Consider the following 25,499-nt stretch of genomic DNA (forward strand, 5'->3'; position numbering starts at 1 on the left):
CCGAACGGCGGCCTCACCGCACGCCTCGCGGGATGGCGCGCACCAGGGCGCGCAGATCCGCTTCCAGGAGCCGGAACAGCCAGTAGGTGATCACGAACGCCAGGATGCCACCGACACTGAGCCAGCGGACCTGGACGATCACCGTTTCCAGATCGGTGGCGGGCACGAAGGTGGCGCTGGCGGCCCCCAGCAGCGGCACCGAGGCGGCCGCCGCCAGATAGACATTGCTGCGCCGCGCCAGCGCCCACAGCTGCGCCCCGTCGGTGGGACCGATGCCCCCGCGCACCAGCAGCCGCGGATACAGCGACCGCACCGCGAACAGCGTGATCAGGAAGAACGGGTACGCCAGCGCGATGGTCGCGCACACCACCTGCGCGGCGAAGAAGTGCGCGAACTGGCCGGGCGACAGCGGTACCCCCGATCCGGCCAGGGCCAGCGGCCAGATGATGCCGGCGAGCAGCCACATGGCGAAGGGCACCAGCACCGCGCGGTCGCCGACGCTCAGCGTGTCCGCACGGGCGCGGGCGAGTTCGGCTGCGCTGTACTCGTGCCCGCGCGCCAGCCGGAACGGGACGGTGAGCGGGCGGCGGCACAGCCAGATCAGCAGCAGGGCGGCCAGTGGGAAGGCGATGACGTTGTTCACCAGCGCCACCGTCTCGAACCGCTGCTGGTCGGCCTCGGCGAGGCGGTCCACGATGAGCCGCTGATTGAGCCGGATGTTGTACACGCTGGCAAGCGCGTTCGGCACGCCCACGCAGAGCGCGGCGATGGGCAGCGCCCAGCCGCGCGCCCGGTGGCGCAGGCTGGTGGGCGGCGGATCGACGAGATCGCGGGCGCGGGCGTCCAGGGTCAGATCGAGCTGCCCCGCCAGTTCCGCGCCGCTGCGCCAACGCCGGTCCGGATCGGGGTGCAGACACTCCAGCAGCACCCGGCGCAGGGTCGCGGGAGTCTCTGCGGGCAGGGTGTCGAGCGCGGCGGACGGCACCCCCGCCCGCCGCTGGCGCAGCATGGCGGCGAGCAGGCGCGAACGGTCCGAACCGGAGGGCGTGGGAGTGTGCGCGTCGCCGTCGACATCCGCCCCGCCGATGAGACGCGGTGGAGCGGCGCGCTTGTCCTCCGGCGACGGTGGCCGGAGCGACGACCGCGGACGCCCCCCGGACCGCGACTCGGGCGACGGCGGCCGCTCCTCGAGGTCAGGGTCAGTGAATGGCGTTGTGCCGGTGAGCATTTCCCAGAGCAGCAGCCCGAGCGCGTAGATGTCCGCGCGGGTATCGGGCATCGGAGCCGCCGGATCCAGCAGCGTGGCCAGGTATTCCGGCGCGTGGTAGCGCAGCCGGTCGATGTCTCCCACCGCCTCCCCAGCGGGATCGACGACGTCGTCGTATCGAGACGCCAGTCCGAAATCGGCCAGTTTCGGCACGCCCTCGGCGGTGAACAGCACATTGCCGGGCCGGATGTCGTGGTGCAGCACCCCGTGCCGGTCGGCGTAGTCTAGCGCCACCGCGAGCCGACGGCCCACCCACGCAACGGTTTCCGGCCAGCTGAGGGCGGCCAGCTCGGTGCGCACGCTGGAGTCGGCGGGCCGGATCTCGCCCCTGGCCTCCATGACGGCGTCCACCGAGCGCAGCAGTTCGGCTCCGCCCGCGGGCCGATGCCCGGCCCCGTTCCGGCGCAGCCGCGCGCGCAGATCCGCCACGGTGCCGCCCGGCAGGTACTGCATGTACAACAGCCGCAACGGTTTTCCGCCGTCTTGGAGGCGACGCTCGTCGAACACCCGGACGATGTACTGGTGGTCCAGGCGGGCGACGGTCGCTGCATCGCCGTCCGCCTCGGCGTCGACCCGGACGGCGACCAGGCGCTGCATGGACAGCTGGCGGGCCAGGAACACCCGGCTGCGCTCGCCGCCGCCGAGATCGGTGAGCAGATCGAAATCGTCCAGGCGATGCCCGATGTCGATGTGCGCCGGGAGATTCGGCGGGGCCTGGGCGCTCCGGTCGGCCAGCCGCGCCCGGATCTCACCGGCCAGGTCCGGATACTCGGCGCTGAAGGTCTCCAGGTCCACCTGCCGGTAGCGGCGGCGCACCAGGTACTCCTCGCACACCAGCTCCACGAAATGCGGGCTGTCGGCCACCTCGGGAAATTCGGTGCCGTACTCGGCGATTCGCTTGCCCGCCCCGGTCCGCCGCCAACGCTGCCGCATGTCGATGCGCACCAGATCCGCCAGCACGGCCAGGCGCACCTCGGTGCCGTCGGGCACGTAGCGGTGCAGCGGTGGGGGTTCGGGGCAGCCGCCGCGCAGCGCGGCCTCCCAGTCGGCGGCGAACCGGGCCACTGCCTCCGCATGGAGATCGTCCACGGTCACGTTCCCGCCGCGGCCCGCGCGGGCGACTGGTCGGCGTACATGCTCCGGTCCGGGTCGACCACCCGCTCCAGGGCGCGCAGATCCGCCTCCAGGGCCCGGAACAGCCAGTACACCCCGACGAACGCGACGATCCCGCCGACGCACAGCACCCGCACGGCGACAATGATCTCCGGGATGTCGGCGGGCGGCAGGAAGGTCACCCCCGCCACCGCCAGCAGCGGCACCGAGGCGGCCACCGCCAGATACCCGGTGCAGCGGCGGCCCAGCCGGTGCAGCCACACCGCGTCGTCGGCGCTGATGTCGCCGTGGCGCAGGAACATCGGGTAGATGCAGCGCACCAGGTAGAAGGTGACCAGGAAGAACGGGTACGCGACCGCGATCGCCCCGCACACCACCAGCGACACCAGGAAGTGCACCATGCCGTGCGCGGGAATCTCACCGGTGGCCAGGCGCAGCGAGATCGGGAAGGTGATGCCCGCCAGCACCCACAGCGTGAACACCACGAAGGAGGCGCGCTCGCCCAACAGCAGCACGTCCTTGCGGGCCGCTCGCAGGGTGTCGGCGTCGAAGGTCCGGCCGCGTTTGAGCCCGTGCGGCACGGTGATCACGTGGCGGCCCAGATAGCAGACGACCACGATGCCGATCGGATAGAACAGCCCGTTCACGGTGGCGGTGACCAGGGTGAAGGTGCGTTGGGCGTCGGCGGTCAGGCGGCTCACGATCAGCATGTCGTTGTGGCCGATGTTGTACAGCGAGGCAAGCACATTCGGGATGCCGATGGCCAGCGTGATCACCAGGATGCGCCAGGAGCGCAGCCGCAGCCGCCAACTGTGCGGCGGCGGGTCCACCAGGTCGCGGGCCCGTTCGTCCAGGCACATGTCGAGCTGTTTGGCGAGCACGCTGCCGCTGCTCCAGCGCTGCTCGCGGTCGGGGGCGAGGCAGGTGAGCAGGACGCGGCGCAGCGCGGCCGGGCAGTCGGGCGGCACCCGTTCCAGCGCGGCCGGCTCCACGCCGCCGCGCCTGCGGTCCAGCATGGCCTCCAGGGTGGTGCGGTCGCCGTGGTCGTCCGGACCGGCGGTGCTGTCGTCGAACGGCTTCGCGCCGGTGAGCAGTTCCCACAGCACCACTCCCAGCGAGAAGATGTCGGCGCGGGTGTCCAGGTCGGCGGCGCTGCGGGCGCGGCCCGGATGGCACGCCTCGAGCTGTTCGGGCGACATGTAGGACAGCGAGCCGCCGAAGTAGGAGACCGGGCTCGCGCCGTCCAGATTGCGGCTGAAGCTGATGTTGAAATCGGCCAGCTTCGGCACCGCCTCGGCGGTGAGCAGCACATTGGCGGGCTTCACGTCCCGGTGCAGGACACCGTGGCTGTCGGCGTAGTCGAGCGCCTCGGCGAGCCTGCGGCCCAGCCACGCCACCGTCTCCGGCCAGCTCAGCTCGGCGATCTCGGCGCGCACACTGGAGTCGGTCGGGCGGATCTCGCCCTTCTCCTCCATGGCGGCGTCGACGGCGTCGAGCAGCAGTCGGCCGGAGCGTTCGGCGGGCGGGGTGGCGCGCACCCAGCGCAGCACGCCCAGCAGGGTGCCGCCGGGGAGGAACTGCATGTACAGCAGCCGCAGCCGACGGCCCGACTCGGTCATCAGACCCGACATCAGGCGCTGGTCGAAGACCCGCACGATGTAGTCGTGGTCCAGCTGGGCCAGGGTCTGCGGTTCGGTGCCGTGGTCGGCGGAGATCTTCACCGCCACCAGTCGTTGCAGGGAGCGCTGCCGGGCCAGGAACACCCGCGCGAACGCGCCCGATCCGAGCCCGGTCAGCAGATCGAACTCGTCGATGCGCTGGCCGATCTCGATGCGGTCGAGCAAATCCCCGGTATCGGGGGCGGCGGCCGGATCGAACTGCGTGCTCGTGCCGTGCGCGGTGGTGCGGGTCGCGTCGTCGAAACCGAATAGACCGGTCGCGTCCGGCGGGCGGGTCGTCTCGTCCGGGCGGCGGGTGCTCTCGCCGAGATCGACACCGGCGCGCGTCGACTCGTCCAGCCCACTTCCCGGTCGCCCCCGACCGGTGCCGCCGTGCGGCGCTGCCGAGGTGGGCGCGGCGGTCGGATGGGCGGCGGTCGGATCGGGGGCGGCGGCGGTTGTCCCCATATCGGCGGCGGTCGTATCCGGATCGGCGGCGGTGGCTTCCGGATCGGCGGCGGTGGCTTCCGGATCGGCGGCGGTGGCTTCCGGATCGGCGGCGGTGGCTTCCGGGTCGGCGGCGGTGCGGCGGGAGTCCTCGAAGGCCGAGCGGCGGGTGCTCTGGTCCTCGTCGTCGGCATTGAGCAGCTTGCGCAGCTCGGTCGCCTGGTGGGGGTATTCGCGCAGGCAGTCCTGGGGGTCGATGCGCTCACCGCTGTGGCGGCGGATGACGAACTCCTCGTAGACCAGGCCCGCGGGCAGGTCGCGGGGGGTGAGTTCGGGGAAGTCGGAACAGTATTCGGTCAGCCGCTTGCGGAGGTGCCGGCGAATATCGGCGCCGGGGCGGCGCAGCCAGCGGTGCCGCATATCGACCCGGATCAGCTCGACCAGGGCCCCGCGGCGCAGGGTGGCGGCGTCCGGGAGGAAGTCGGTGATCCGCGGGGGCTCGGCGGCCGCGTCCCAGGCCGCGGCGAAGGCGGCGACGGCCGTGAATTCCGTTCCGGCCGTACGCTGGCCGGAACGGTGATCGGAATCAGAAGTCATACCCGCACCTGCCTGGCTCGGCACGGACACCCGTTCGAATCCGCACTGGTCGGTTGGTGGGAGCGGCGGATAGAATCCGCCACACCCGACACCATCATCCCCCGAGCAACTGCCGGAAATGATAACTTGCGGCTGCACAGCGGATCACCCGATTTCGACGACCAGGCGACGGGGGAACACCAGCATGTACAACGAGGGCACCGCACTAGCGGACGGCATCTCACCTGTGGAAACCGATTCCGACCGGCCGGATGCCACCCCGACCCACCGGCAAGCACCCACCCCCGGGCGCGACCCCGCCCCGGCCCCGGATCCCACCACCCCGGCGACCACCGAGCACACCACGCCGAACCGGTCCGCCCCGCCGTCCCCCGCCACGCCCGGTCAGGAGAAACCCGTGGCCGCGAACAACCCGGCGGACGAAGCCGACCACCCCGCCTCGGACGCGGTGCCGGACCGATCGGCCGAACCCGCTCACCCACACGACACGAATCCTCCCGACGACCGGATTCCGCCTGGCGGCGAGACCGCCGTCGGCCCACTGCTCTCGACCGCACCGACCGCGACCGACTCCGACCACGAAGCCATCGACGAGAGCGAGCCGCCGGAGGCTGCCGCGCCGAGCCCGGAAAGCACCGGCGGCACAGGTACGACCGCCGTGCTCGGCGAGGCGGCGACCACCGCCGACACGACGGAAGCGACCGCCGACGCGGGCGACACATCGGAGAACACCGCCGCCGACGCAGGTACCACCCACGCGCACGCAACGACGGCGACCGGCACGATGCGCACGGAGGACGAGCCGAGCACGGCGGGAACAGGCTCCCACGCCGCCCGAACCCAGGGCGGTGGGGCCGGGACTTCGCGCGATGACCGCGGTGACGCCGAGGCGGCTCGTGCCGACGCCACCCGGAAGGCGGACGCGAACCAAACGGACGCGGACCGGACGGACGCGAACCAGACAGACGCGAGCACGACAGCGGCCGCGACGAGTACGAGTACGAGTACGAGTACGCCCGGCACGGCACGGGTCGACACCAGCACCGCGGGTGCGATGGCCGCGGCGGTGCGGGACGGGGTGTTGTCGCCGTTGCAACTCGTGGACGAGGCGCTGGCGCGGATTCACGCCCGGGATCGGAATATGAACGCGTTCAGCATGGTTCGGGCAGAGGCGGCGCGGGCAGAGGCGCGTTCGGTGACCGAGCGGCCGGATCTGGACGTGCTGCCGCTGGCGGGGGTTCCGGTCGCGGTGAAGAACAATGTCGATGTCGCCGGCGAGGTGACCCGCGCCGGGTCGCTGGCGGGCGGGGATCGGGTGGCCGAGGCGGATCATCCGGTGGTGCGGCGACTACGGTCGGCCGGCGCGGTGGTCGTCGGCCTCACCGCTGTTCCGGAGTTCGGTCTGTGGGGTGCCACCGATTCGCCCGCGGGTGTCACGTGCAATCCCTGGAACCCCAAGTTCAGTTCGGGCGGTTCGTCCGGCGGGTCGGGGGCCGCGGTGGGGTCCGGCATGGTGGCCGTCGCGCACGGCAACGACGGACTCGGTTCGGTCCGGATTCCGGCGGCCTGCTGCGGCGTGGTGGGTGTCAAGCCGGGACGCGGGCTGGTGCCCGCCGAGATCGGCGTGGACTCGTGGGGCGGGATGACCGAGAACGGCGTGCTGGCAACGACTGTCGCCGATGCCGCGCTCATGCTCTCGGTGCTCGCCGACCGTCCTGATCTGGCCGACCTGGAGCCGCCGCAGTCGCTGCGCATCGGCCTGGCCACCGCCGCACCGCTGCCGCTGGGCCGCGTGGACCGGCACTGGGACGCCGCCGCCCGCAAGGCCGCCTCCGCCGCCGCGGCGGCGGGCCACCACGTCGAATCGGCGGAATTGCCCTACCAGGGCGCTACTTTCGCGCTGATGCTGCGCTGGCTGGCCAATGCCGCCCGCGAGGCCGCGTCGGTCGCGCATCCGGACCGCCTGCAACCGCGCACCCGCACCCACGTCGCATTGGGCCGGCTGGCACTGCGTTCGGGCCTGCTGCGCCCCGCCCAGGTGGACCGCATCGAGGCCCGGCTGCTCGACCACTTCGAGCGCTACGACGTGGTGATCACCCCGACCCTGGCGACCGCGCCTCCGCGCGCCCGCCGCTGGCACCGACTCCCGTGGCTGGCCAATGTCGTTGCCAATGTGCGCTATTCGCCGTTCACGCCGCTGTGGAACCTGGTGGGCTGGCCCGCGCTCAGCATCCCCATGGGCATCCACCCGCGCACCGGCACCCCGGTGGCCGCGCAGCTGATCGGCCAACCGGGCAGCGAGGCCACCCTGCTCCGTCTGGCGGGACAGCTCGAATCGGCCCACCCCTGGCGTCGCACGGCCCGCTGACTCCTACACAGCGGGTCGGATTCCAGCTACTGAGCGAATCCGCGTCGCACCACTGGAAAGCACACGCGTCCATCCGGCGGCAGTGCCTCCGATCCGCTGCCGCCGCACCGCCCCGAACTCACGATCGAGACAAGACCACTGATCTGGTGACGTTCGGGGTAACTCGTCGGGCACGCCCGAAATCGGCGCGCCGTCGGACGCAGGCACGCGTGCTCAACCGTCTACGGCTCTCAGCTGGGCGATGAAGTCGCGGGGAGGCGGACATGGAACCCGCCCTCGAGGACACGGGTGGCGAATTCGAGGATGGTGGGGCGGTCGTCGTCGGCGCGCCAGGCCACCGCGAGTTCGCACGGGGCCAGGCCGTTGACCGGGCGGGCGGTGAGGCCGGGCCAGCGGTACATGGGGACGTTGTTCTCGGCGAGCAGGCAGACGCCCAGTCCGAGGCTGACGGCTTCGAGCCGCTCCTCGGCGGTGGCGGCCTCCGCTCCGATGCGGGCCTGGCGGCCGCCGCGGGCGTCCGCGCCGAGCCAGAATTCGCGGGCGGCACCGGCTTCGGCGGGCATGGCGATGAACGGCTCGTCGAGCAGATCGGCGAAGTCGATGGTCTCGCGATTGGCGAGGGCGTGGTTCTCCGGGAGCAGCACCCAGCGCGGCTCGGTGCGCAGCACCTGCCAGCGGTAGCGGGCGGTGTCGGGCACGGGCAGCCACATGAGCGCCAGATCGGCCTGGCGGCCGGCGAGGCCGCTGGAGGGGTCGGTCCAGGAGGCCGAGTGCAGGGCCAGCCGGTGGCCGCTGGCGGACTCCAGGTCGGTGATCAGTCCGCGTCCGATGGAGGACTGGATGCCGACGCGCAGCACCTCGCCCGCCTCCTGGAGGGCCACGTTGGTGACCTCCCAGAGTTCGAGGATCTTGCGGGCGCCCTCGAGCAGTTCCTTGCCCGCCACGGTCAGGGCGACGCTGCGCTGGTTGCGGTCGAACAGGACCACATCGAGCTGGCGTTCGAGCTGACGGATCTGCCGTGACAGGGTGGGCTGCGCGATGTGCAGCCGCTGGGCGGCGTTGGTGAAGTGCAGTTCCTCAGCGACAGCGACGAAATACCGCAGGTCGCGCAAATGCGGGTCCATAGCCCCTTGCTATCAGAATCGGTCTTGGATTTCCAGCCGTATTCAACCCCAGAGTTTGAAATCCACGACGAAAACAGCCATCAGGTTTGTTACAGACAGCATATGTCGCGCGCCGAACCGCGCGGTAACCGCCTCCGCGAACGCCCGGCGACTCCCGAAGTGGTCGGCCGACCAAGATCTATAAGGTCAATCGACCAGCAGTAATTCAGACCACGCCCCACCGGCGAGCGGACGACACGGAACCGCCCGCGCGCGGCAGCAACAACCGGCTCGCCCAGGTCGACCGGCCACTGAAGAGAGTCGGTGATTTTCCTCACAGTAGGCGAAAAACCGCCCGCCTGAACCAATTCGGACAGACCTCGCAGGCGAGGGAGATCCGGCTCAGGCTCCGCCGTACACCTTCGGATGCAGGGTGCCGATATAGGGCAGATCGCGGTAGCGCTCGGCATAGTCCAGGCCGTAGCCGACCACGAACTCGTTCGGAATGTCGAAGCCCACGTGCATGACGTCCACCTGGGTGCGCAGCGCATCGGGCTTGCGCAGCAGCGTCACCACCTCGAGCGAGGCGGGATTGCGGCTGGAGAGGTTGCGCAGCAGCCAGGACAGGGTGAGGCCGGAGTCGATGATGTCCTCGACGATCAGCACGTTGCGCCCGGCGATGTCCTTGTCCAGGTCCTTCATGATCCGCACGACGCCCGAGGACGAGGTCGAGGAACCGTAGGACGAGACGGCCATGAACTCCATCTGGGTGGGTACGGAAAGTTTCTTGGCGAGGTCGGTCATGAAGAAGATCGCACCCTTGAGCACGCCCACCAACAGCAGATCGCCCTCCGGGGCGCCGGCCGGATAACGCTTGGCTACGAGATCGGCCAGTTCGTCGATCTTGGCCGCGATCTCTTCCTCGCTGATCAGCACCGACGCGATGTCATCCCCGTACACGTGCGCTGGTTTCCCTTCAGTGATGTGGATCCCGAATCACCTGGGCTCGTATTCGGCCAAGCTCAGTATCAGCCTGCCATGCTCGCGCCCGGCAACCAACCTGGTCCCGCCGCCTCCGCCGCCGACCGCCACCGCGCCCTGCCCGCGCCAATCCGTGACCAGCGCATCGACCGCCCGTAAATGCTTGTCGGTCAACGCTTTCGCGCCACCGGCGAGCAACCACGCCCGGATGGCCCGCCGCCGCAGGGCGGGCGGGGCAGTGGCGAGCGTCTCGACCGACAAGCCCTCACCATTGCGAGCGGAGTCCAGCAACTTCTCGGCTATAGCGTCCAGCGCGGTCCCGTCCTCACGAAGCTGAGCCGCTGTTCTCGCCAGTGCCGCCGCCACGCCGCCGCCGAGCACCTCCTCCAGCAGCGGCAGCACCTCGGCGCGCAGCCGCACCCGGGTGAACTCCGGAGAACTGTTGTGCGGATCCTCGTGCGGGGTCAGCCCGAGCTCCGCGCACAGCCGCCGGGTGACCTCCCGTCGCACCCCCAGCAGCGGCCGCCCCCACGGCTCGGCGAAGGCCGCCATGCCCTGGATCGACCGCGTCCCCGACCCGCGCGCCAACCCGAGCAGCACGGTTTCGGCCTGGTCGTCGAGGGTGTGCCCGAGCAGTACCGGGGTCGTGCCCCGGGCCTCGTCCAGCGCGGCGTACCGGGCCCGGCGCGCCGCCGCCTCCATCCCCCCGCCGCCGGACACCTCGACCGTCAGCACCCGAGCCGACCGGCACCCGAGCCGCATCGCCACGGCCGCCGCCTCCGCCGCCACCCGCGCCGACCCCTCCTGCAAACCGTGATCCACGACCAACGCGTCGACGACGTCGGCCTCCGCCACCGCCGCCGCGGTCAGGGCCAGCGAATCCGCCCCGCCCGACAATCCGACCGCGACCACACCCTCGGGCGCGTACTCCCCCAGCCAATCCCGCACCGCCCGGCGCATTTCCAGCGCCGCCGACGTCTCGGGCAGCCGGGGACGATTCATGCCCTGATCGTTGCACGCCACCCCACCTGCCGAGACTCGGGTGCTTCACTAGGAACGGTTGCGCCCACCCATCTCCGCAGCTCGCGTCGGGTAGGCACAAAATCGGACCGGTGCGCGACGCAGGCACGCGAACACGGCGGTCCACGGCTCGCAGCCGCGCTGAAGTCGCGGAGCGGCGGACGAGCTGTCAGCCCAGTACCCGGTCCACCCAGCGGCGCGGTTCGCCGATCTCGTCGGTGCGCGGCAGGGTCTCGCCGTCGGTCCAGATGGCGTTGAACTCGTCGATGCCGACGATGCCGACCACCTCGTCCACGAACTTCTTGCCGCGCACGTACTGCGCCACCTTGGCGTCCATGCCGAGCAGGGCGCGCAGCAGCCGCTGGATCGGATTGCCGGGGCGGCGGCGACGCTGGTCGAAGGCCGAGCGGATGTGGGTCACCGAGGGCACCACGGCGGGCCCGACGGCGTCCATGACATGGTCGGCGTGGCCCTCGAGCAGGGTGCCGAGCATGAGCAGCCGGTCCAGCGCCGCACGCTGCGGCGCGGCCTGGGTGGCGCGCAGCAGGCCGATGACACCGCTGGCCGACGGGTCCTCGACACCGCGGCGGCGTTCCTTCACCGCCTCCACCAGCCGGGCCAGCACATCGGCGAGGGGTTCGTCGCCGACCTCGCCGAGCAGTTCCACATTGCGCTTCATGTAGTCGGCCAGCCAGGGCGCGGAGGAGAACTGCACCCGGTGCGTCACCTCGTGCAGGCACACCCACAGCCGGAAGTCGCTGGCCGGGACGCCGAGCGCCCGCTCGACGCCCATGATGTTCGGCGCGACCAGCAGCAGCGTGCCGTTCGGTCCGCTGAACGGGTCGTACTGTCCCAGAATCGCCGTGGAGAGGAAGGCCAGCATGGCCCCCGCCTGCACCCCGGCGGGCTTGCCGACGAAACGCCCGCGGTCGTCCGCGCCGGGCTCGTTGCCGGTGAGCGCCGCCATGGAGGCGGCGGCGGCGTGAATCCAGCCGGGCCGGTCCACGACCCGCGCCGCGGGCACCACGGAACCGTCCTGCAATCGGCTCACCTCGCGCACGGGCGCTTCGGCGCGCACGGAGGCGTCGGCCAATTCGGCCACCGCCTGCTCCGCCGAGTACAGCGTGGTCCGCGGCCCGGCCGGGACCAACAGGGCTCCGGTGCGGGCGGCCAGCTGCCAGTCCACGGCACCGGTCAGCCCGGGTTTGGTTCTGCGGCTCAGTTCCCCGGTCTCGGGGTCGATCACCAGTTGGGCACGGGACTCACCGGTACCCGGGTTGGCGGCGTCGGCCGAATGGTGTTCGGGTCCGGTCATAGTCATCCACCCGTCAGGAGCATCCACAATTACGCAGTGTCGCCGCGATGGCGTCCAACGCGGGGCGGCTCGCTCCCGGCAGCCGCTCGTTCGACATCAACGCGAAGGTGAGTACGCGCCCATCGCGATCCAGCACATACCCCACCAACGAGCTTGCCACGTCCAGAGTTCCGGTTTTGGCACGTACCCAGCCCGCGCCGGCGCGATCGCGCACCGTGTAGCGGTCGGAGAGCGTTCCCGTCGCACCGGCCACGGGCAGGTAGTCCAGCAGCGCCGACAGCGGCGAGGCGGTGACCGAGGCGGCCCCCCGCACGGCCGAACCGCCTTGGCTCCCAGCGCTGTCCGGCAGGGTCGCGACGGTGATGACACGGTCCAGCACACTCGCCGGAATGCGGTCGTCGATCGACAGTCCGCTCCCCCCGTCGGCCAGGGTGACACCGGTCAGGTCGAATCCGGCCGCCCGCAGGGTGGTGGTGATTCCGGTCACCGCACCCGTAAAGGACTGTTCCGCGCCGGCGGCGGCGGCGATCTCGCGGGCGATCGTCTCGGCCAGCACGTCGTCGGAGTCGACCATCATGTCGTGCAGCCGGTCGCGCAGCGGCGCGGACTGCACGGCCGCCACCCGCGTCGCCCCGGCGGGCGCGGCACCCAACCGCACCCGGGCCGGATCCAGGCCCAGTTCCACGGCCAGCCGCCGCCCGGCGTCCAGCGCGGGGGTGTGGGTGCGCGGTGAGTACGCGCGCAGCGGGTCCAGCCGGCCGCCGTCGATCATGACCGGATCGATGGGCGCGATGGAGCCGCCCGCGATGTCCTCGGTCAGCCACCCCGGGGCCATGCTCGGCCCGGTGTAGCGGGAGGTGTCCACCACGATGGTGTCCGGCGTCCGCCCGGACGTCTTGATCTGCGCCACCAGATCCGACAGCTTCGGGCCGTCCTTGTAGTAGCCCTTGCCGTCCGGCTGCGCGGTCAGCGTCGGATCGCCGCCGCCCACCAGGATCAATTCGTTCGGCGCGGCCCCGGTGACCACTTCGGTGGTCACGCGCTGATCCAGCGGCAGCGCCAGCAGCGCGGCGGCGGCCAGCAGGATCTTGGCATTGGAGGCCGGGATCTGCGGCTTGTCCGGATCCAGGCTGAACAGCACCTCACCGGTATCGCCGTCGGAGACCACCGCGGCGAACACGCCCAGATCGGGGTTGTGCACCACCGGGGCCAGCGCCGCCGCCACACCGGCCTTGGAGGGCGCGGGAGCATCGGCGGGGGCGGGCGTCACCCGCGGCGACACCGTGGCCGGGGCGGGCGCGGCGGCGACGGTCAAGCCCCCGTGCCGGAACTCCTCGGTCCACGGCTTCAGGATCAATGCCACCGAGGTCACCGCGACCAGCACCATGACCAGCACGGATGCCACGATGATCCAGTTTCTGCGACGCCGCTTGGCGGCCAATCCACCGATGTTCTTCTTGTCCGCACCGACCACGTGCCGCTGTCTCCCTGGTACCAGTGGTGGGATCGTCCGGCGTCCCTGCCGCACCCACACGCTCGCGCACCACACTATCCTCGTTGCGCAGTCGTTCCTTCGAGCGAGCTGGCGAGTCGGCAGCCATAGGCACCAGAAAAGAGGAGATGACGTGGAGTTCGACGTCACCATCGAGATCCCCCGGGGTCAGCGGAACAAGTACGAGGTCGATCACAAGACCGGCCGCGTGAAGCTGGACCGCTACCTGTACACCCCGATGATGTACCCGGCCGACTACGGCTTCATCGAGGACACCCTCGGCTCCGACGGCGATCCGCTCGATTGCATGGTGCTGCTGCCCGAACCGGTGTTCCCGGGCGTCATCGTCGAGGCCCGTCCGGTCGGCGTGCTGCTCATGAGCGATGAGGCGGGCGGCGACGAGAAGGTCGTGGCGGTGCCCGCCGGTGACAAGCGCTGGGATCACATCCAGGACGTCGAGGACATCCCGGAGTTCCAGCGCAAGGAGATCGCGCACTTCTTCGAGCGCTACAAGGACCTGGAGCCCGGCAAGTGGGTCAAGGTCGAGGGCTGGGAGGGCCGCGAGAAGGCCGAGTCGCTGGTGACCGAGGCGTACGCCCGGCTGAAGGAGCAGGGCGGCCACTGAGGTCCCGGTTCGGCGTCGCCGACATGACGAAGCGGGTGGCACGGTATTCCGTGCCACCCGCTTCGCGTGTCGGATGTCGGCCTTCCCGGCCGAGATCACCTGCCCCGGAATTCCGGCTCGCGCTTCTCGAACACCGACTGGATGGCCTCGGTGAGGTCCTCCGAGGGCAGGAAGGCGGCGTTCCAGGCGGAGACGTAGCGCAGGCCGTCGGCCACGCGGCCCGCCTTGGGCTGATCCAGCACATCCTTGATGCCCTGCACCACCAGCGGCGGATTGGCGGCGATCTCGCGGGCCATGGCGTGCGCGGCCTCCAGCACCGCGTCCTGATCCGGGTACACGTCGTTGACCAGGCCGATCTTCTCGGCGCGGGCGGCATCGATGTCCTTGCCGGTAAGGGCCAGCTCGCGCACGTGGCCCTCACCGATGATGCCGGGCAGGCGGTGCAGCGAGCCGATGTCCGCGACGATGGCGACCTTGGCCTCGCGCAGGCTGAACTTGGCCTCGGCGCTGGCCAGCCGCACATCCACGGCGGCGATGAGATCCAGTCCGCCGCCGATGCACCAGCCGGAGATGGCGGCGATGACCGGCGTGCGGCAGTCGGCGACCGCGGTCACCGCCGCCTGCATCTCGCGGATGTGCCTCATGAAGTTGGTGCGCGGTGCGGCCAACGCGCGATCGCCGAGCAGGGGACCGAACAGCGGGCTCATGGCGGGCAGGTCCAAGCCGTAGGAGAAGTGCTTGCCGGAACCGGTGAGAACGATGGCCCGCACCTCCGGATCGGCGTCCAGCTCGCCGAAGATCAGCGGCAGTTCGCGCCAGAAATCCGGTCCCATGGCATTGCCCTTGCCGGGGCCGGTCAGGGTGACCTGGGCCACCCGGTCCTTGCTCTCGACTGTGAAAGCCTTCCATTCAGTCATTCGCCCAGCGTATCGGGGGCTGGGGCGAGCCGACAGAGCAGCGCTGGGGCGGGACCGAATCCGATGCGCCGCACCGGTTTCCACACCGATTCCGATCCCGGAGCACATTCACCGCAACCGCTCTACCCTGGTGCCATGCGCAGGTCCTTACCGCCCGTCGCTGCCAAGGTCTCCGACACGCTGATCGCGCGCGGCCATCACGGCGTGATCATCACCCGGTCCGAACCCACCCACACCGCGCAGGCCGCCGCCGCGTCGCTCGGCGTGCCGGTGGGGGCCATCACCAAATCGCTGGTGTTCCTGCTCGACGAGGATCCGGTGCTGCTGCTGGTCTCCGGCGCGCACCAGGTGCGGCTGGATCGCACCGGCAAGCGGCTGGAGGGCACGCTGACCCGGGCTCCCGCGCCGATGGTGCGGGAGGTCACCGGCCAGCCGATCGGCGGGGTGGCCCCGGTCGGCCATCCCATCAATCTGCCCACCTACATCGACAATGCGCTGGCCGGGCATCCGGAGCTGTGGGCGGCGGGCGGGCATCCGAATACGCTGTTCCGCACCACATTCGGAGAGCTGGTGCGGATTACGGCCGGGCTGGCCATCGACGTCGACTGAGGTCGGCCGTCCCGCGATCGGGCTCGGTTCGGCCGGTGCCGGGCACCGCCGGTCTCCGGCGCGGCTTCCACTCGACTCGAGCGCAACCGGAATACCTCGGCCGCTCGGGGCGTACCTTGCCTATGTGACCGATTCTCCATCCGAGCTACGGGTCCCCGATGATCTGAGCGGTATCGCAGCTCATCAGTACCGCGCCGCCATGCGCCACTATCCGGCGGGCGTCACGGTCGTCACGCTCATGTCCGACAACGGACCGGTCGGCTTCACCGCTACCTCGTTCGCCTCCGTATCGCTCGACCCGCCGCTGATCACCTTCAATATCGCCGAGACCTCGTCCAGCATCGACGCCCTGCTGCACGCCGAATCCGTGGTCGTGCACTTCCTCGGCGAACACCAGCGCCACATCGCCCAGCGCTTCAGCCGCGCCGCCGCCCAGCGCTTCACCGACCGCTCCCTGTGGACCACCCTCGACACCGGCGAACCGGTCCTGCACGGCACCCCCATCTGGGTCCGCGCCGCCATCCACCGCCTCATCCCCATCGGCGACCACACCCTGGTCGTCGGCCTGGTCACCCGCGTCCACGACGACGCCGAGGAAGAACCCAGCGCCGCTCCGCTGCTCTACTACAACGGCACCTACCACCGCCCCGAACCGCTGCGCTGACGTCGGTACATTCGCGGCTTCAGTTGCGGGCGAATTCCTCGGCCAGTTCCCCGAACATGTCGGTGTTCATGGCGAAGGCGCGGCGGGCCTCGTCGAGAACGCGCTCGGTCTCGTCGCCGCCGATGGGCAGGGCGTCGAGGAGTTCGCGGTACTCGCGCTTGAAGGCGGCCGGGTTGGGGATGCGGTCGAAGACGTAGAAGCGCACGCCGTCGCCCTTCTTGGGCAGGCCCCACAGTTTTTCGGCGGTGCCGCGGATGACCTGGCCGCCCGAGAGATCACCCAGGTAGCGGGTGTAGTGATGAACGACATATCCGGCCGACCAGTCCCGGGCGCATTCGGCGATGCGCTCGGCGTAGGCGCGGGTGGAGGGCAGCGGTCGCAGGTCGGCATGCCAGTCCGGGCCGCCGAGGTGGGCGAGGTCGGTTTCCAGGGCGGCGAGACGGGCAAGCTCCGGGCGAACGAACGGTCCGGCGACGGAGTCGGCGGCGAGGTCGGCGGAATGCCGCTCCAGGGCGTCGTAGACGAACCACAGCTGGGCGGTGTAGCGGTAGAAAGCCCGCACACCGAAGGTGCCGGTGAGCATGTCGCGCATGAACGAGGAGTGCTCGGCCTCGGCGTGCTGCCGCTCGGTCGCGGTGCGGATGAGGGTCGAGAACGGCGTCGCGGTGTCCAGCATGGTGGTGCTCCCTCGTTGTCGATCCCGGGCCGCCCGTACTTTGGCTACCCTAACTTCACATTCGAGGTTACCGGCCCCGGCGAACTCCCGGTTCCTACTTTGCGGCCCTCCCGATCCAACTTTCGGATGATTCTCCGGAGAGGGTTGACAAGTTCGACACTCGTCTGCCAACCTCTGCAACCAGGTCATGAGTACCAGCGTCAAGCCCCGGCTAGCTGGTCGGCAACCCTCCTCCGCGGTGGGGTGCTCCGGGTGACGACCGGGCCGTGATTCACCAGAACACGGCAAGCGCGGACTCCGATCAACTCACGATCACGAGTCCCTGAGCCGACGGGATTTCGTCATGACTGCCTTCGCCGAACAGAGCTGCGCCGCCCTCGCCACCGTCTCCGGATGCGATCTGCGGGTGCCCCTGGTGCAGGGCGGCACCGCCGCCTACGCCAACTTCGACTACGCCGCCAGCGCACCCGCGCTCGCCCAGGTCACCGAGCGGGTGCGGGACCTGCTGCCCACCTACGCCAGTGTGCACCGCGGCGCGGGCTATGCCTCCCGCGTCTCCACCGACTGCTACGAATCCGCCCGAAAGACGTTGGCGCGCTACGTGAACGCCGTAGACGACCAGTGCGTGGTCTTCACCCGCAACACCACCGACGCACTGAATCTGCTGGCCGCCTGCGTACCCGGCGACACCGTGGTGCTGGACATCGAGCATCACGCCAACTTCCTGCCGTGGCTCCGGCACGGGCGTCGAGTGGTGCGGGCCGCCGACACGATCGAGGAGACCATTCAGCGCGTGGTCGCCGAACTGTGCACCAAACCCGCCGCGCTGCTTGCAGTTACGGGCGCGTCCAATGTGACCGGGGAACTGCTGCCGATCGAGCGGCTGGCCTGGATCGCGCACCAGTGCGGTACCCGCATCCTGGTGGACGCCGCCCAACTGGCCCCGCATCGCCGAATCGACCTGCGCGCCAGCGGCATCGACTACCTCGCCTTCTCCGGGCACAAGCTCTACGCCCCCTTCGGCGCGGGAGTGCTTGTCGGACGCCGGGATTGGCTGGACGCAGCCGAACCGTACCTGGCCGGCGGCGGCGCGGTGCGCGAGGTCACCGCCGACGACACCGAATGGGCCTGCGCACCGCAGCGGCACGAGGCCGGTTCCCCCAATGTGCTCGGGGTGGCCGCGCTGGCCGCCGCCTGCGACGCCCTGGCCGCACTCGACGAGACCACGGTCACCGAACACGAGCTCTACCTCGCGCATCGCCTGCGCTACGGGCTGAAAACCGTTCCGGGCGTGCGGTTCCTGCGCATCTGGCGCGACAGCACCGACGCCGTCGGCATCGTCGCCTTCACCCTGGACGGCTTCGAACCCGGACGGGTGGCCGCCTACCTCTCCGCCGAGCACGGCATCGGGGTGCGCGACGGACGTTTCTGCGCCCACCCGCTGCTGACCAAGCTCGGGGTGGACGGCGCGCTGCGCGCCAGCATCGGTCTCGGCACCACGTCGGCCGATGTGGACCGGCTCGTCGACGCCGTCGCCGCCCTGGTCGAGCGGGGGTCGGGCTGGGAGTACGCGTGCACCGACGGGCAGTGGAACCCGGTGCCGGAGACGCGGCCGTTCGACGGTGACGCCGCCGGGGCAGCGCCCTGCGTCTGAGAGATCCCGAAAGATCCCGGAACTCCGTCCCCCGAGCCGGGCTCGGGGGACGGAGTTCCGGGTTCACGGCACGTAGTACCGGGCGGCGAGCTCCTCGACGACGGGGTCGTCCTCCGCCACCGCGTCCAGCAATTCCAGATCCGTGAGCACCGATACCTGCCGGGTATCGTCCTGGTCCGGATCGGGCGCACCGTCCTCGTTCAGCTGCCGCAGCAGCTTCTCGCGCACTCGTTTCTTCAGCGAATCACCCATATCGACAGCATGCCCCGATCGGCGACTTCCACCCGTTCGGCCACGCCGTCCCCGGTCACACCGGAACCAGCCAACTCCCCCACGGCGTATTGCGGAACACCGTGTAGGCCACCAGGAACGCCAGCGTCACCCAGAGCAGGGAGCGCGGCAATCCCCTCGGCAGCAGCTGCGCCGGTTGCCCGCGCCAACTGCGCACCATCCAATATCCCCACCACGCAACGAATCCCAGCAGCAGCGGGAACAGCAGCAGGTTGCTCTGCACCGCGTCCAGTACCCGCCCGTCGGTGAGGTTGTGCAGCCCGCGCAGCCCACCGCAGCCGGGGCACCAGAAACCGGTCAGCTCGTAGAAGGGGCAGATCCCCCACGACCCCTCCCGATGCGGGTCGCGGAAATGCACGGCGGCGGCGATGCCCGCGACCGCGCCACCGGCGAGCAGCGGCAGCCCCATGGCCCGCCACCGGGAGCGGGCCGGGGTTTCGGGCGTATGCGCGAGGCTGGCGTCCACGCGATCAACGGTAGTGGTGTGGCACCGGGTGCGCCAGAGCCGAACGTGCGGTGTCGACACGCCCGCGTCGGTTACCGACAACCCATCACCGCAGGTGACACGCTGTCGCCGTGACCGATTCACTGATGCTGGCCGCCATCGACGCCGTCTCCGATCTGGTGAATTCCCACGCCGCCGACACCGCCGGTGCACCACTGCCCCCGGCGACCTGGCTATGGGACTGCTGCGCCCGCTTCACGGCCGCGCACCAGGCGGAGTTCCGCGGCACCATCCACCCCGACCTGTCCGCCGCCGAGGCGAACGCGCACCTGCTCCAATGGGCGCGAGCACTCGACATGGTCGACACCACCACCCCCGGCGAAGCCGCCGAGGGCCGCCGCTCCTTCTCCGCCACCCTCGGCGCGGCCGGTATCCGCCTCACCGCCGTCATCGACGCCCTGGCCCCCGCCACCGAAACCCAGCCGCTCCCGATCCTCACGAATATGTCGTAACCCTCCCCTAGTATCGAAAGTTTGTTCGACTCGAGGTAATCTCCCCAGCCATGCCGGAACTGTCCCGCCTCGATTGGGCTCGCATGAACCTCGACCAGGTCCGCAGACAACTCCTCGACGCGGCGGCCTTCGGCAAATACATCACCCCCGAACAGCTGGAACACGCCGCCGGCAAAATCGCCGAGGGCATGCGCATCTACCTGGAGGAAACCCACCCCGCCCCCACCGACCCCGCACCGGACCGCCCCACCTTCCACGGACGGATGGACGAGTGGCCCGGCTGAACCCTCCATTTATCGAACACACGTTCGACTCTTGGAGTAGACTGACACGGGTGACCACACATTCGACCGCGCTGGCGCCGACAGCCCCAGCATCAGGATGGCCGGAACTGACCGACGTCGACTTGCTGCGCACCCTCGTAGAAACCGAACGCCGCCGACGGCGACTGGACGCCGCCATGCGCGCCGCCGTCGCCGAAGCCGAACGCCGCGGCCTCGCCGCGGACACCGGCTATCGAGACACCGTCGAACTGCTGACCGACCTACTGCGGATCAGCACCCACGAAGCGCGCCGACGCATCGAATACGCGGCCCCGCAACCACGCCCGCGGTCCAGGAAGGTGTGGAGGGTGCTGGCGGCAGCGAGCTGAGGCCCTCTCCCGGCCCCACCGGCCCTGAACATTCAGCGGGCCACTCGACACCGAGCCGGAACGACATCGCGAGAGCCCACCGGCGTAACCGGATCAACCGCGCGCGCAGCACCTGGCTCGCGGCCTCGTGCACGGCGTCTTGTCGACCAGCTGCTCGTCGGCGAACGGTATCCCGACCATCACCGTCAGCCGTGCACCCGGACACCGGCCGGACCGGTGACCGGTGCGGTGAGCGATCCGGCGAGCATGTCGATGATCTCTCCCCAGGCGTCCACATCTCCGGCGCGGACCTTGCCGGCCTCGACCGCGCGCTCGAAGTCGGCCAGCAGCGCGAAGAGCATCGTGGTCACCGCGCGCAGTCTGCGCACCCGTAGCCGTGGCGGCAGGTCGGCGAGCTCTCGGTCCAGGCCCTGCATGATGACCCGCACCGACGTCCGCTCGGCGCTGTCGAGATTGGCCGCGTCCGTCACCGCCGGGTGGGTGTGGATCTGCGTGAGGAACCGGGCGTAGTGGTGGACGCCGTGCCGCTCACCGAGTTCGAACATGGGGATCACCAGCGCTTCGAGCAACCCGTGCACACCGGGCGGCGTGCTCGAACCGCCCTGTTCGGCAAGTAGTTCCAGCCGCCGCGCCTCCAGCGTGGCCAGCCGCAACTCGACCACGGCCGCGATGAGACCGTCGCGGGATCCGAAATGGTACTGGATCGCCGAGTTGTTCCGCTGGCCCGCGGCAGCCGCGATATCCCGCAGCGGCACCGCCTGCCCACGCTCCGCGATCAGCCGCTCCGCCGCGAGAATGATCCGTTTCCGCGCATCCGTCGCCGCCATGCTCCGCCCTCCGCACTCGCCTCAGCCAGCACAGTAGCGCCCCACCAGCGGATGAAGAACTTTCCCTTGACAGTTAAGAACTAGTTCTTAAAGCTGCTTGTGATCGCAGTCACGAAACGATCAGCTCGGAGAGGGACTTTCTCGATGATCCTGGACACCTTCCGCCTGGACGGCCGCGTCGCCGTCGTCACCGGCGCCGGCCGCGGCATCGGCGCAGCCACCGCTCTCGCGCTCGCCGAGGCGGGCGCCGACGTCGCCATCGCCGCCCGCACCAAAGAACAACTCGACACCGTCGCGGGACAGATCCGCGCCCTCGGCCGCCGCGCCGTCACCGTCCCCTGCGACCTGTCCGACCTGGACGCGGTCCGGGCCTTCGCCGACACCGCGGCCGCGGAGCTCGGCCAACTCGACATCGTGGTCAACAATGTCGGCGGCACCATGCCCAACACGTTCATGACCACCGGCACCGACTTCCTCGAAGACGCATTCCGTTTCAACGTCTCCACCGCGCATGCGCTGACCCAGGCCGCGGTCCCGCACCTGCTGCGCGCGGGCGGCGGGTCCGTGGTGAACATCAGCTCGATGATGGGGCGCACCGCCGGGCGCGGCTTCCTCGCCTACGGCACCGTCAAGGCCGCACTCGCACACTGGACCCGACTGGCCGCGACCGACCTGTCCCCGAAGATCCGTGTCAACGCCATTGCGGTCGGGGCGGTTCTCACCTCCGCGCTGGATGTCGTGGCACAGCAACCGGAGATCAAATCGGCCATGGAGTCGGTCACCCCGCTCGGGCGGCTCGGCGAGCCCTGGGAGATCGCCGCCGCCATCGTCTATCTCAGCTCCCGCGCCGGCGGCTACATCACCGGCAAGGTGCTCGAGGTGGATGGCGGCATCGAACGGCCCAACCTCGAACTCGGCCTGCCCGACCTCTGATCACCGACAGCACAAGGACATCGATATGACCTATCGCGTAGTGCAGTGGAGCACCGGCAATGTAGGACGGCGCGCGCTGCGATCCATCATCGCCCGGCCCGAACTGGATCTGGTCGGCGTCTGGGTGTCCGGCCCGGAGAAGGCGGGCCGTGACGCCGGCGAACTCGCCGGTCTCGACCGCGAGATCGGCGTCACCGCCACCGAGGACGCGGCGGCACTGCTCGCCCTGCGACCGGACTGCATCGTCCACACCGCCATGGCCGACGACCGGCTGATGGAGGCGGTCGAAGACCTGAAGAGCTTCCTGCGCGCGGGCATCAACGTGGTGTCCAGCAGTCCGGTCTTCCTGCAGTACCCGTATGGTGTCCTCCCCGATGAGGCCATCGCGCCGATCGTGGCCGCGGCGGAGGAGGGAGGCGCCTCGCTGTGGGTCAACGGAATCGACCCCGGCTGGGCCAACGACTGGCTGCCGCTGGTGCTGTCCAGCGGCTCCGAGCGCATCGACCGCGTCGTCTGCTCGGAGATCATGGACTACTCCACGTACGACAATCCCAAGGTCGTGTTCGACATCATGGGCTTCGGCAGCGACCTCGACGACCTGCCCATGCTGCTGCAGCCGGGTGTGCTCACCCTCGCCTGGGGCAGCGTCGTCCGGCAGCTGGCCGCCGGTCTGGATGTCGAACTCGATTCCGTGACACAGCATTTCGAGCGGCTCCCGGCGACGGAGAAACTCGTCGTCGGCGACCGCGAGGTGGCTCCCGGAACGGCCGCGGCGCTGCGGTTCCAGGTGCACGGCGTTCGCGCGGGCCGCGAGATCCTCACCCTCGAACACGTCACCCGGCTACACCCCGACCTCGCCCCCGACTGGCCGCAACCGGCCGGAAAGGGTTGCTACCGAGTCGAAATCGAGGGCGACCCCGACTACCGGCTCGACCTCCAGCTCTACAGCAACGGCGACCACGCCTTGGCCGGTGTGGTCGGCACCGCCGCCCGACTGGTCAGCGCCGTCCCCGCGGTGATCGAAGCCCGACCCGGCCTGCTCACCGCCCTCGATCTGCCCCTCACGACCGGCCGCGGACTGATGTCCTGAGGCGTACCACCCGGCCCGGAACCGCCCTGCTGCCGCGACTCTCGGTGTACCGGGAGCGCCGACACGTCAGCGGCGCAGGTCGGTCTTTCGCCGCGTGTGCGGGAGCTCGGGGCACCGGCGCGAAGGCCATCCCCACCGTCCACTTCCCCGCCCGCGCCATCCCAGCAGCATCGCACACGACGCGTTCGACGCAGGATCGCGCCGAGGAAGAGCACCGCGGGTCATGGGCAACAGCGAAGGCCCTCCCCGGCGTTCCGGGAAGGGCCTTCGATCTCGGAGCCGCCTGGGGGAATCGAACCCCCGACCTTTTCATTACGAGTGAAGCGCTCTACCGACTGAGCTAAGGCGGCGTGCCTTTCGGCGGTGCGAGTCTATCGTCTCGCGGCTGGATCGCGAAAACCGGTGGTCGGGGGCTAGGTGGAGCGGGCGGCTATGAGGGTGGCGACCATGGCGGCTACGGCGAAGCGGGGTTTGACGTTGGTGTCGAGGGCTTCGCGGCATTCGAGGACGGCTTGGATGGAGCGGAGGAGGCCCTCGGGGCGGACGTCGGAGGCCAGTTCGCGGATCTGGTCGGACATGTCGGGGTGGGTGAGGGCGACGCCGTGGGCGTCGGGGGTGGTGGCGCGCAGGCGGACGGCGAGGGCGTCGCGGTAGAGACCGGCGACGTCGATGAGGGCGCGGTCGAGGGCGTCGCGGCCGGTGCGGGTGGCGCGGGACTTCTGGCGGCGTTCCAGGTCTTTGAGGGCTCCGGCGGAACCGCGGGTGGCCGAGGCGGTGCCCTTGCCGGTGCCGCCCGCGCCCATGGCGGTCGCCAGCTCGTCGCGTTCCTTGCCGTCGCGCTCGGCGCTGACCTGCTTGGCTTCCTCGTCGGCGGACTTCACCAGGGCATCGGCCGCCGCATAGGCCGCGCCGGGGCGCGCGGTCGCACCGACCAGCGCCAGCGCCCGCTTGCGTCGCGTCCGCGCTTCGTCGTCGGTCGCCAGGCGGCGAGCCCGGCCCACATGACCTCCACTGATGGACGCCGCCCACCCGGCCGTCTCGGCGTCGAGCCCGTCGCGGTCCACCAATACTCGGGCGATGGCGTCGACCGACGGGGTCACCAGATGCACATGGCGGCAGCGGGACCGCAGCGTCACCGAGATGTCCTCCGGATCCACCGAGGGCGCGCAGAGCAGGAAGACGGTCCGCTCCGGCGGCTCCTCCACCACCTTGAGCAGGACGTTTCCGGCGGCCTCGGTGAGGCGGTCGGCGTCCTCCACCACCACGACCTGCCAGCGCCCGGTGCTCGGCCGCCGCGAGGCGACCTGCACGATCTCGCGCATCTCCTTGGTGCCGATGCTCAGGCCCTCGGGCACCACGCGCCGCACGTCACCGTGTGTTCCGGCCATGGTCGTGGTGCAGGCGTGGCACCTGCCGCAACCGGGACGCTCCGGATCGGTGCACTGCAGAGCGGCGGCGAAGGCCAGGGCCGCCACCGATCGTCCCGAACCGGGCGGTCCGGTGAACAGCCAGGAATGCGTCATGGCCGAGGACGATCCGGTTCCATTCCGCGCGGCCACCGCCGCGGTCGTCAACTCGGACTCGACCGCGTCCTGGCCCACCAGTCGATCGAAGACACCCGCCACGCCGTACACCCTAGCGGCTGGCGCCGACAGGCTTTGCCGTCGTCACGGCACGCGACGGTCAGACCCGCTGATACGTCGTATTCGCCCCGTCCAGTGCCTCGCGAATGATGTCGGCGTGCCCGCTGTGGTGGGCGATCTCGCGGAAGATGTTGAACAGGATGGTGCGCACCGGCCAGTACTCCCGCTCCGGCGCCCACGGCGCGGTCGGAATCGGGATGGGGGTGTCGAAGCTGTCGACCTCGCGGATCAGCCGCTCGGTCCGCTGGGCGACCGCTTCCCATTCGGCGAGCAGCCCCGCCACCGTCTCGTCCGGACCCATCCGATACCGCGAATCCATCTCGGACAGATCGAATTCCGAGTTCTCGTCGCGCTCGACGGCGACCGTGACCCAGTGCCGCTCGGTGTCGACGAGATGATGGAGCAGGCCACCCAGCGTGAGCTCGCTGACCGTGGTGCGCTGCCGCGCCTGATCGTCCTCTATCCCACGCAGGGTGATGCCGAACAGCCGCCGCTGCTCGGCCAGATTGGCGATGAGATCTTCGCGCTCGCGGTCGACGGTCATCGAGAGTCCTTCCGGTGGTGCGCCTCGGCGTGCTCACACGCTACGGGACCGCACCG

Annotated in this window: 24 protein-coding genes, 1 tRNA gene and 1 riboswitch; of the genes, 10 read left to right on the forward strand and 15 right to left on the reverse strand. The window is 70.3% G+C overall.

Annotated features, from left to right (window positions below; all coding sequences use genetic code 11):
- Positions 1 to 13 precede the first annotated feature (13 nt).
- Positions 14 to 2,356 carry a protein kinase gene (locus QMO76_RS25550; RefSeq protein ID WP_306363856.1) on the reverse strand — a complete coding sequence of 781 codons (2,343 nt, stop codon included), beginning with the start codon at positions 2,354 to 2,356 and terminating at the stop codon, positions 14 to 16.
- Positions 2,357 to 2,358: 2 nt separating this feature from the next.
- A complete protein-coding gene (locus QMO76_RS25555) occupies positions 2,359 to 5,082 on the reverse strand; it encodes a protein kinase (RefSeq protein WP_306363857.1) in 2,724 nt (907 codons plus the stop codon).
- 1,054 nt (positions 5,083 to 6,136) lie between these two features.
- Between QMO76_RS25555 and QMO76_RS25560 the strand changes: the two genes are divergently transcribed.
- On the forward strand, positions 6,137 to 7,450 hold the full coding sequence (locus QMO76_RS25560) for an amidase (RefSeq protein WP_306363907.1): 1,314 nt from the start codon (positions 6,137 to 6,139) through the stop codon (positions 7,448 to 7,450).
- 230 nt (positions 7,451 to 7,680) lie between these two features.
- Here the strand turns inward: QMO76_RS25560 and QMO76_RS25565 are convergent, their stop codons facing one another.
- The 5 genes from QMO76_RS25565 to dacB all read right to left on the reverse strand — a co-directional run bounded on the left by QMO76_RS25565 (position 7,681) and on the right by dacB (position 13,343).
- Positions 7,681 to 8,574, reverse strand: a complete 894-nt coding sequence (locus tag QMO76_RS25565) for a LysR substrate-binding domain-containing protein (protein WP_306363858.1) — start codon at positions 8,572 to 8,574, stop codon at positions 7,681 to 7,683.
- Between the two features lie 381 nt (positions 8,575 to 8,955).
- On the reverse strand, positions 8,956 to 9,513 hold the full coding sequence (gene hpt, locus QMO76_RS25570; RefSeq protein WP_306363859.1) for a hypoxanthine phosphoribosyltransferase: 558 nt from the start codon (positions 9,511 to 9,513) through the stop codon (positions 8,956 to 8,958).
- A gap of 36 nt (positions 9,514 to 9,549) precedes the next feature.
- Complete coding sequence (tilS, locus tag QMO76_RS25575) at positions 9,550 to 10,536, reverse strand: tRNA lysidine(34) synthetase TilS (RefSeq protein ID WP_306363860.1); 987 nt, start codon at positions 10,534 to 10,536, stop codon at positions 9,550 to 9,552.
- Between the two features lie 187 nt (positions 10,537 to 10,723).
- Positions 10,724 to 11,869, reverse strand: a complete 1,146-nt coding sequence (locus QMO76_RS25580; RefSeq protein WP_306363861.1) for a zinc-dependent metalloprotease — start codon at positions 11,867 to 11,869, stop codon at positions 10,724 to 10,726.
- 13 nt (positions 11,870 to 11,882) lie between these two features.
- A complete protein-coding gene (dacB, locus tag QMO76_RS25585) occupies positions 11,883 to 13,343 on the reverse strand; it encodes a D-alanyl-D-alanine carboxypeptidase/D-alanyl-D-alanine-endopeptidase (RefSeq protein ID WP_306363862.1) in 1,461 nt (486 codons plus the stop codon).
- Positions 13,344 to 13,494: 151 nt separating this feature from the next.
- Between dacB and ppa the strand changes: the two genes are divergently transcribed.
- Positions 13,495 to 13,986 (forward strand): inorganic diphosphatase, encoded by a 492-nt coding sequence (gene ppa, locus QMO76_RS25590; protein WP_029925158.1) that lies wholly within the window; start codon positions 13,495 to 13,497, stop codon positions 13,984 to 13,986.
- 95 nt (positions 13,987 to 14,081) lie between these two features.
- Here ppa and QMO76_RS25595 read toward each other — a convergent pair whose 3' ends face one another.
- Complete coding sequence (locus tag QMO76_RS25595; RefSeq protein ID WP_306363863.1) at positions 14,082 to 14,903, reverse strand: crotonase/enoyl-CoA hydratase family protein; 822 nt, start codon at positions 14,901 to 14,903, stop codon at positions 14,082 to 14,084.
- 135 nt (positions 14,904 to 15,038) lie between these two features.
- Between QMO76_RS25595 and QMO76_RS25600 the strand changes: the two genes are divergently transcribed.
- Together QMO76_RS25600 and QMO76_RS25605 are read left to right on the forward strand one after the other, a co-directional pair.
- Positions 15,039 to 15,512, forward strand: a complete 474-nt coding sequence (locus tag QMO76_RS25600; protein WP_306363864.1) for a YbaK/EbsC family protein — start codon at positions 15,039 to 15,041, stop codon at positions 15,510 to 15,512.
- A 199-nt stretch (positions 15,513 to 15,711) separates the two neighbouring features.
- A complete protein-coding gene (locus QMO76_RS25605) occupies positions 15,712 to 16,176 on the forward strand; it encodes a flavin reductase family protein (RefSeq protein ID WP_306363908.1) in 465 nt (154 codons plus the stop codon).
- Between the two features lie 19 nt (positions 16,177 to 16,195).
- Here the strand turns inward: QMO76_RS25605 and QMO76_RS25610 are convergent, their stop codons facing one another.
- The gene (locus tag QMO76_RS25610) at positions 16,196 to 16,852 is read right to left on the reverse strand and encodes a heme oxygenase (biliverdin-producing) (RefSeq protein ID WP_306363865.1); all 657 of its coding nucleotides are present in this window, start codon (positions 16,850 to 16,852) and stop codon (positions 16,196 to 16,198) included.
- A 183-nt stretch (positions 16,853 to 17,035) separates the two neighbouring features.
- A riboswitch (SAM riboswitch) is annotated at positions 17,036 to 17,149 on the forward strand.
- 46 nt (positions 17,150 to 17,195) lie between these two features.
- On the opposite strand from QMO76_RS25610, the gene QMO76_RS25615 reads away from it, so the two are divergent.
- On the forward strand, positions 17,196 to 18,506 hold the full coding sequence (locus tag QMO76_RS25615) for an aminotransferase class V-fold PLP-dependent enzyme (protein WP_306363866.1): 1,311 nt from the start codon (positions 17,196 to 17,198) through the stop codon (positions 18,504 to 18,506).
- Between the two features lie 63 nt (positions 18,507 to 18,569).
- Here the strand turns inward: QMO76_RS25615 and QMO76_RS25620 are convergent, their stop codons facing one another.
- Positions 18,570 to 18,758: a hypothetical protein gene (locus tag QMO76_RS25620; RefSeq protein ID WP_029925138.1), complete on the reverse strand. Its 189-nt coding sequence runs from the start codon at positions 18,756 to 18,758 to the stop codon at positions 18,570 to 18,572.
- Between the two features lie 55 nt (positions 18,759 to 18,813).
- Positions 18,814 to 19,263, reverse strand: coding sequence for a DUF2752 domain-containing protein (locus tag QMO76_RS25625; protein ID WP_306363867.1), 450 nt, complete (start codon positions 19,261 to 19,263; stop codon positions 18,814 to 18,816).
- A gap of 110 nt (positions 19,264 to 19,373) precedes the next feature.
- Here QMO76_RS25625 and QMO76_RS25630 point away from each other — a divergent pair, with 110 nt between their 5' ends.
- The 3 genes from QMO76_RS25630 to QMO76_RS25640 are packed head-to-tail and all read left to right on the forward strand — an operon-like array spanning position 19,374 to position 20,406.
- The gene (locus QMO76_RS25630) at positions 19,374 to 19,754 is read left to right on the forward strand and encodes a hypothetical protein (RefSeq protein ID WP_306363868.1); all 381 of its coding nucleotides are present in this window, start codon (positions 19,374 to 19,376) and stop codon (positions 19,752 to 19,754) included.
- A gap of 50 nt (positions 19,755 to 19,804) precedes the next feature.
- On the forward strand, positions 19,805 to 20,038 hold the full coding sequence (locus tag QMO76_RS25635; RefSeq protein WP_306363869.1) for a DUF6374 family protein: 234 nt from the start codon (positions 19,805 to 19,807) through the stop codon (positions 20,036 to 20,038).
- A 50-nt stretch (positions 20,039 to 20,088) separates the two neighbouring features.
- On the forward strand, positions 20,089 to 20,406 hold the full coding sequence (locus QMO76_RS25640) for a DUF222 domain-containing protein (RefSeq protein ID WP_306363870.1): 318 nt from the start codon (positions 20,089 to 20,091) through the stop codon (positions 20,404 to 20,406).
- Positions 20,407 to 20,591: 185 nt separating this feature from the next.
- Here QMO76_RS25640 and QMO76_RS25645 read toward each other — a convergent pair whose 3' ends face one another.
- Complete coding sequence (locus QMO76_RS25645) at positions 20,592 to 21,233, reverse strand: TetR family transcriptional regulator (RefSeq protein WP_306363871.1); 642 nt, start codon at positions 21,231 to 21,233, stop codon at positions 20,592 to 20,594.
- A 144-nt stretch (positions 21,234 to 21,377) separates the two neighbouring features.
- On the opposite strand from QMO76_RS25645, the gene QMO76_RS25650 reads away from it, so the two are divergent.
- Both QMO76_RS25650 and QMO76_RS25655 read left to right on the forward strand, forming a co-directional pair.
- The gene (locus QMO76_RS25650) at positions 21,378 to 22,166 is read left to right on the forward strand and encodes an SDR family oxidoreductase (protein ID WP_306363872.1); all 789 of its coding nucleotides are present in this window, start codon (positions 21,378 to 21,380) and stop codon (positions 22,164 to 22,166) included.
- A 25-nt stretch (positions 22,167 to 22,191) separates the two neighbouring features.
- Complete coding sequence (locus QMO76_RS25655; RefSeq protein ID WP_306363873.1) at positions 22,192 to 23,256, forward strand: diacylglycerol kinase; 1,065 nt, start codon at positions 22,192 to 22,194, stop codon at positions 23,254 to 23,256.
- A gap of 277 nt (positions 23,257 to 23,533) precedes the next feature.
- Here the strand turns inward: QMO76_RS25655 and QMO76_RS25660 are convergent.
- From QMO76_RS25660 to QMO76_RS25670, 3 genes are all read right to left on the reverse strand, one after another.
- Positions 23,534 to 23,606: transfer RNA gene (locus tag QMO76_RS25660), tRNA-Thr, on the reverse strand.
- Between the two features lie 63 nt (positions 23,607 to 23,669).
- Positions 23,670 to 24,881 (reverse strand): DNA polymerase III subunit delta', encoded by a 1,212-nt coding sequence (locus tag QMO76_RS25665; RefSeq protein WP_306363874.1) that lies wholly within the window; start codon positions 24,879 to 24,881, stop codon positions 23,670 to 23,672.
- A 58-nt stretch (positions 24,882 to 24,939) separates the two neighbouring features.
- On the reverse strand, positions 24,940 to 25,443 hold the full coding sequence (locus QMO76_RS25670) for a DUF664 domain-containing protein (RefSeq protein ID WP_306363875.1): 504 nt from the start codon (positions 25,441 to 25,443) through the stop codon (positions 24,940 to 24,942).
- Positions 25,444 to 25,499: the final 56 nt, after the last annotated feature.

This window comes from Nocardia sp. CC227C, assembly GCF_030767025.1.
GTDB lineage: Bacteria > Actinomycetota > Actinomycetes > Mycobacteriales > Mycobacteriaceae > Nocardia.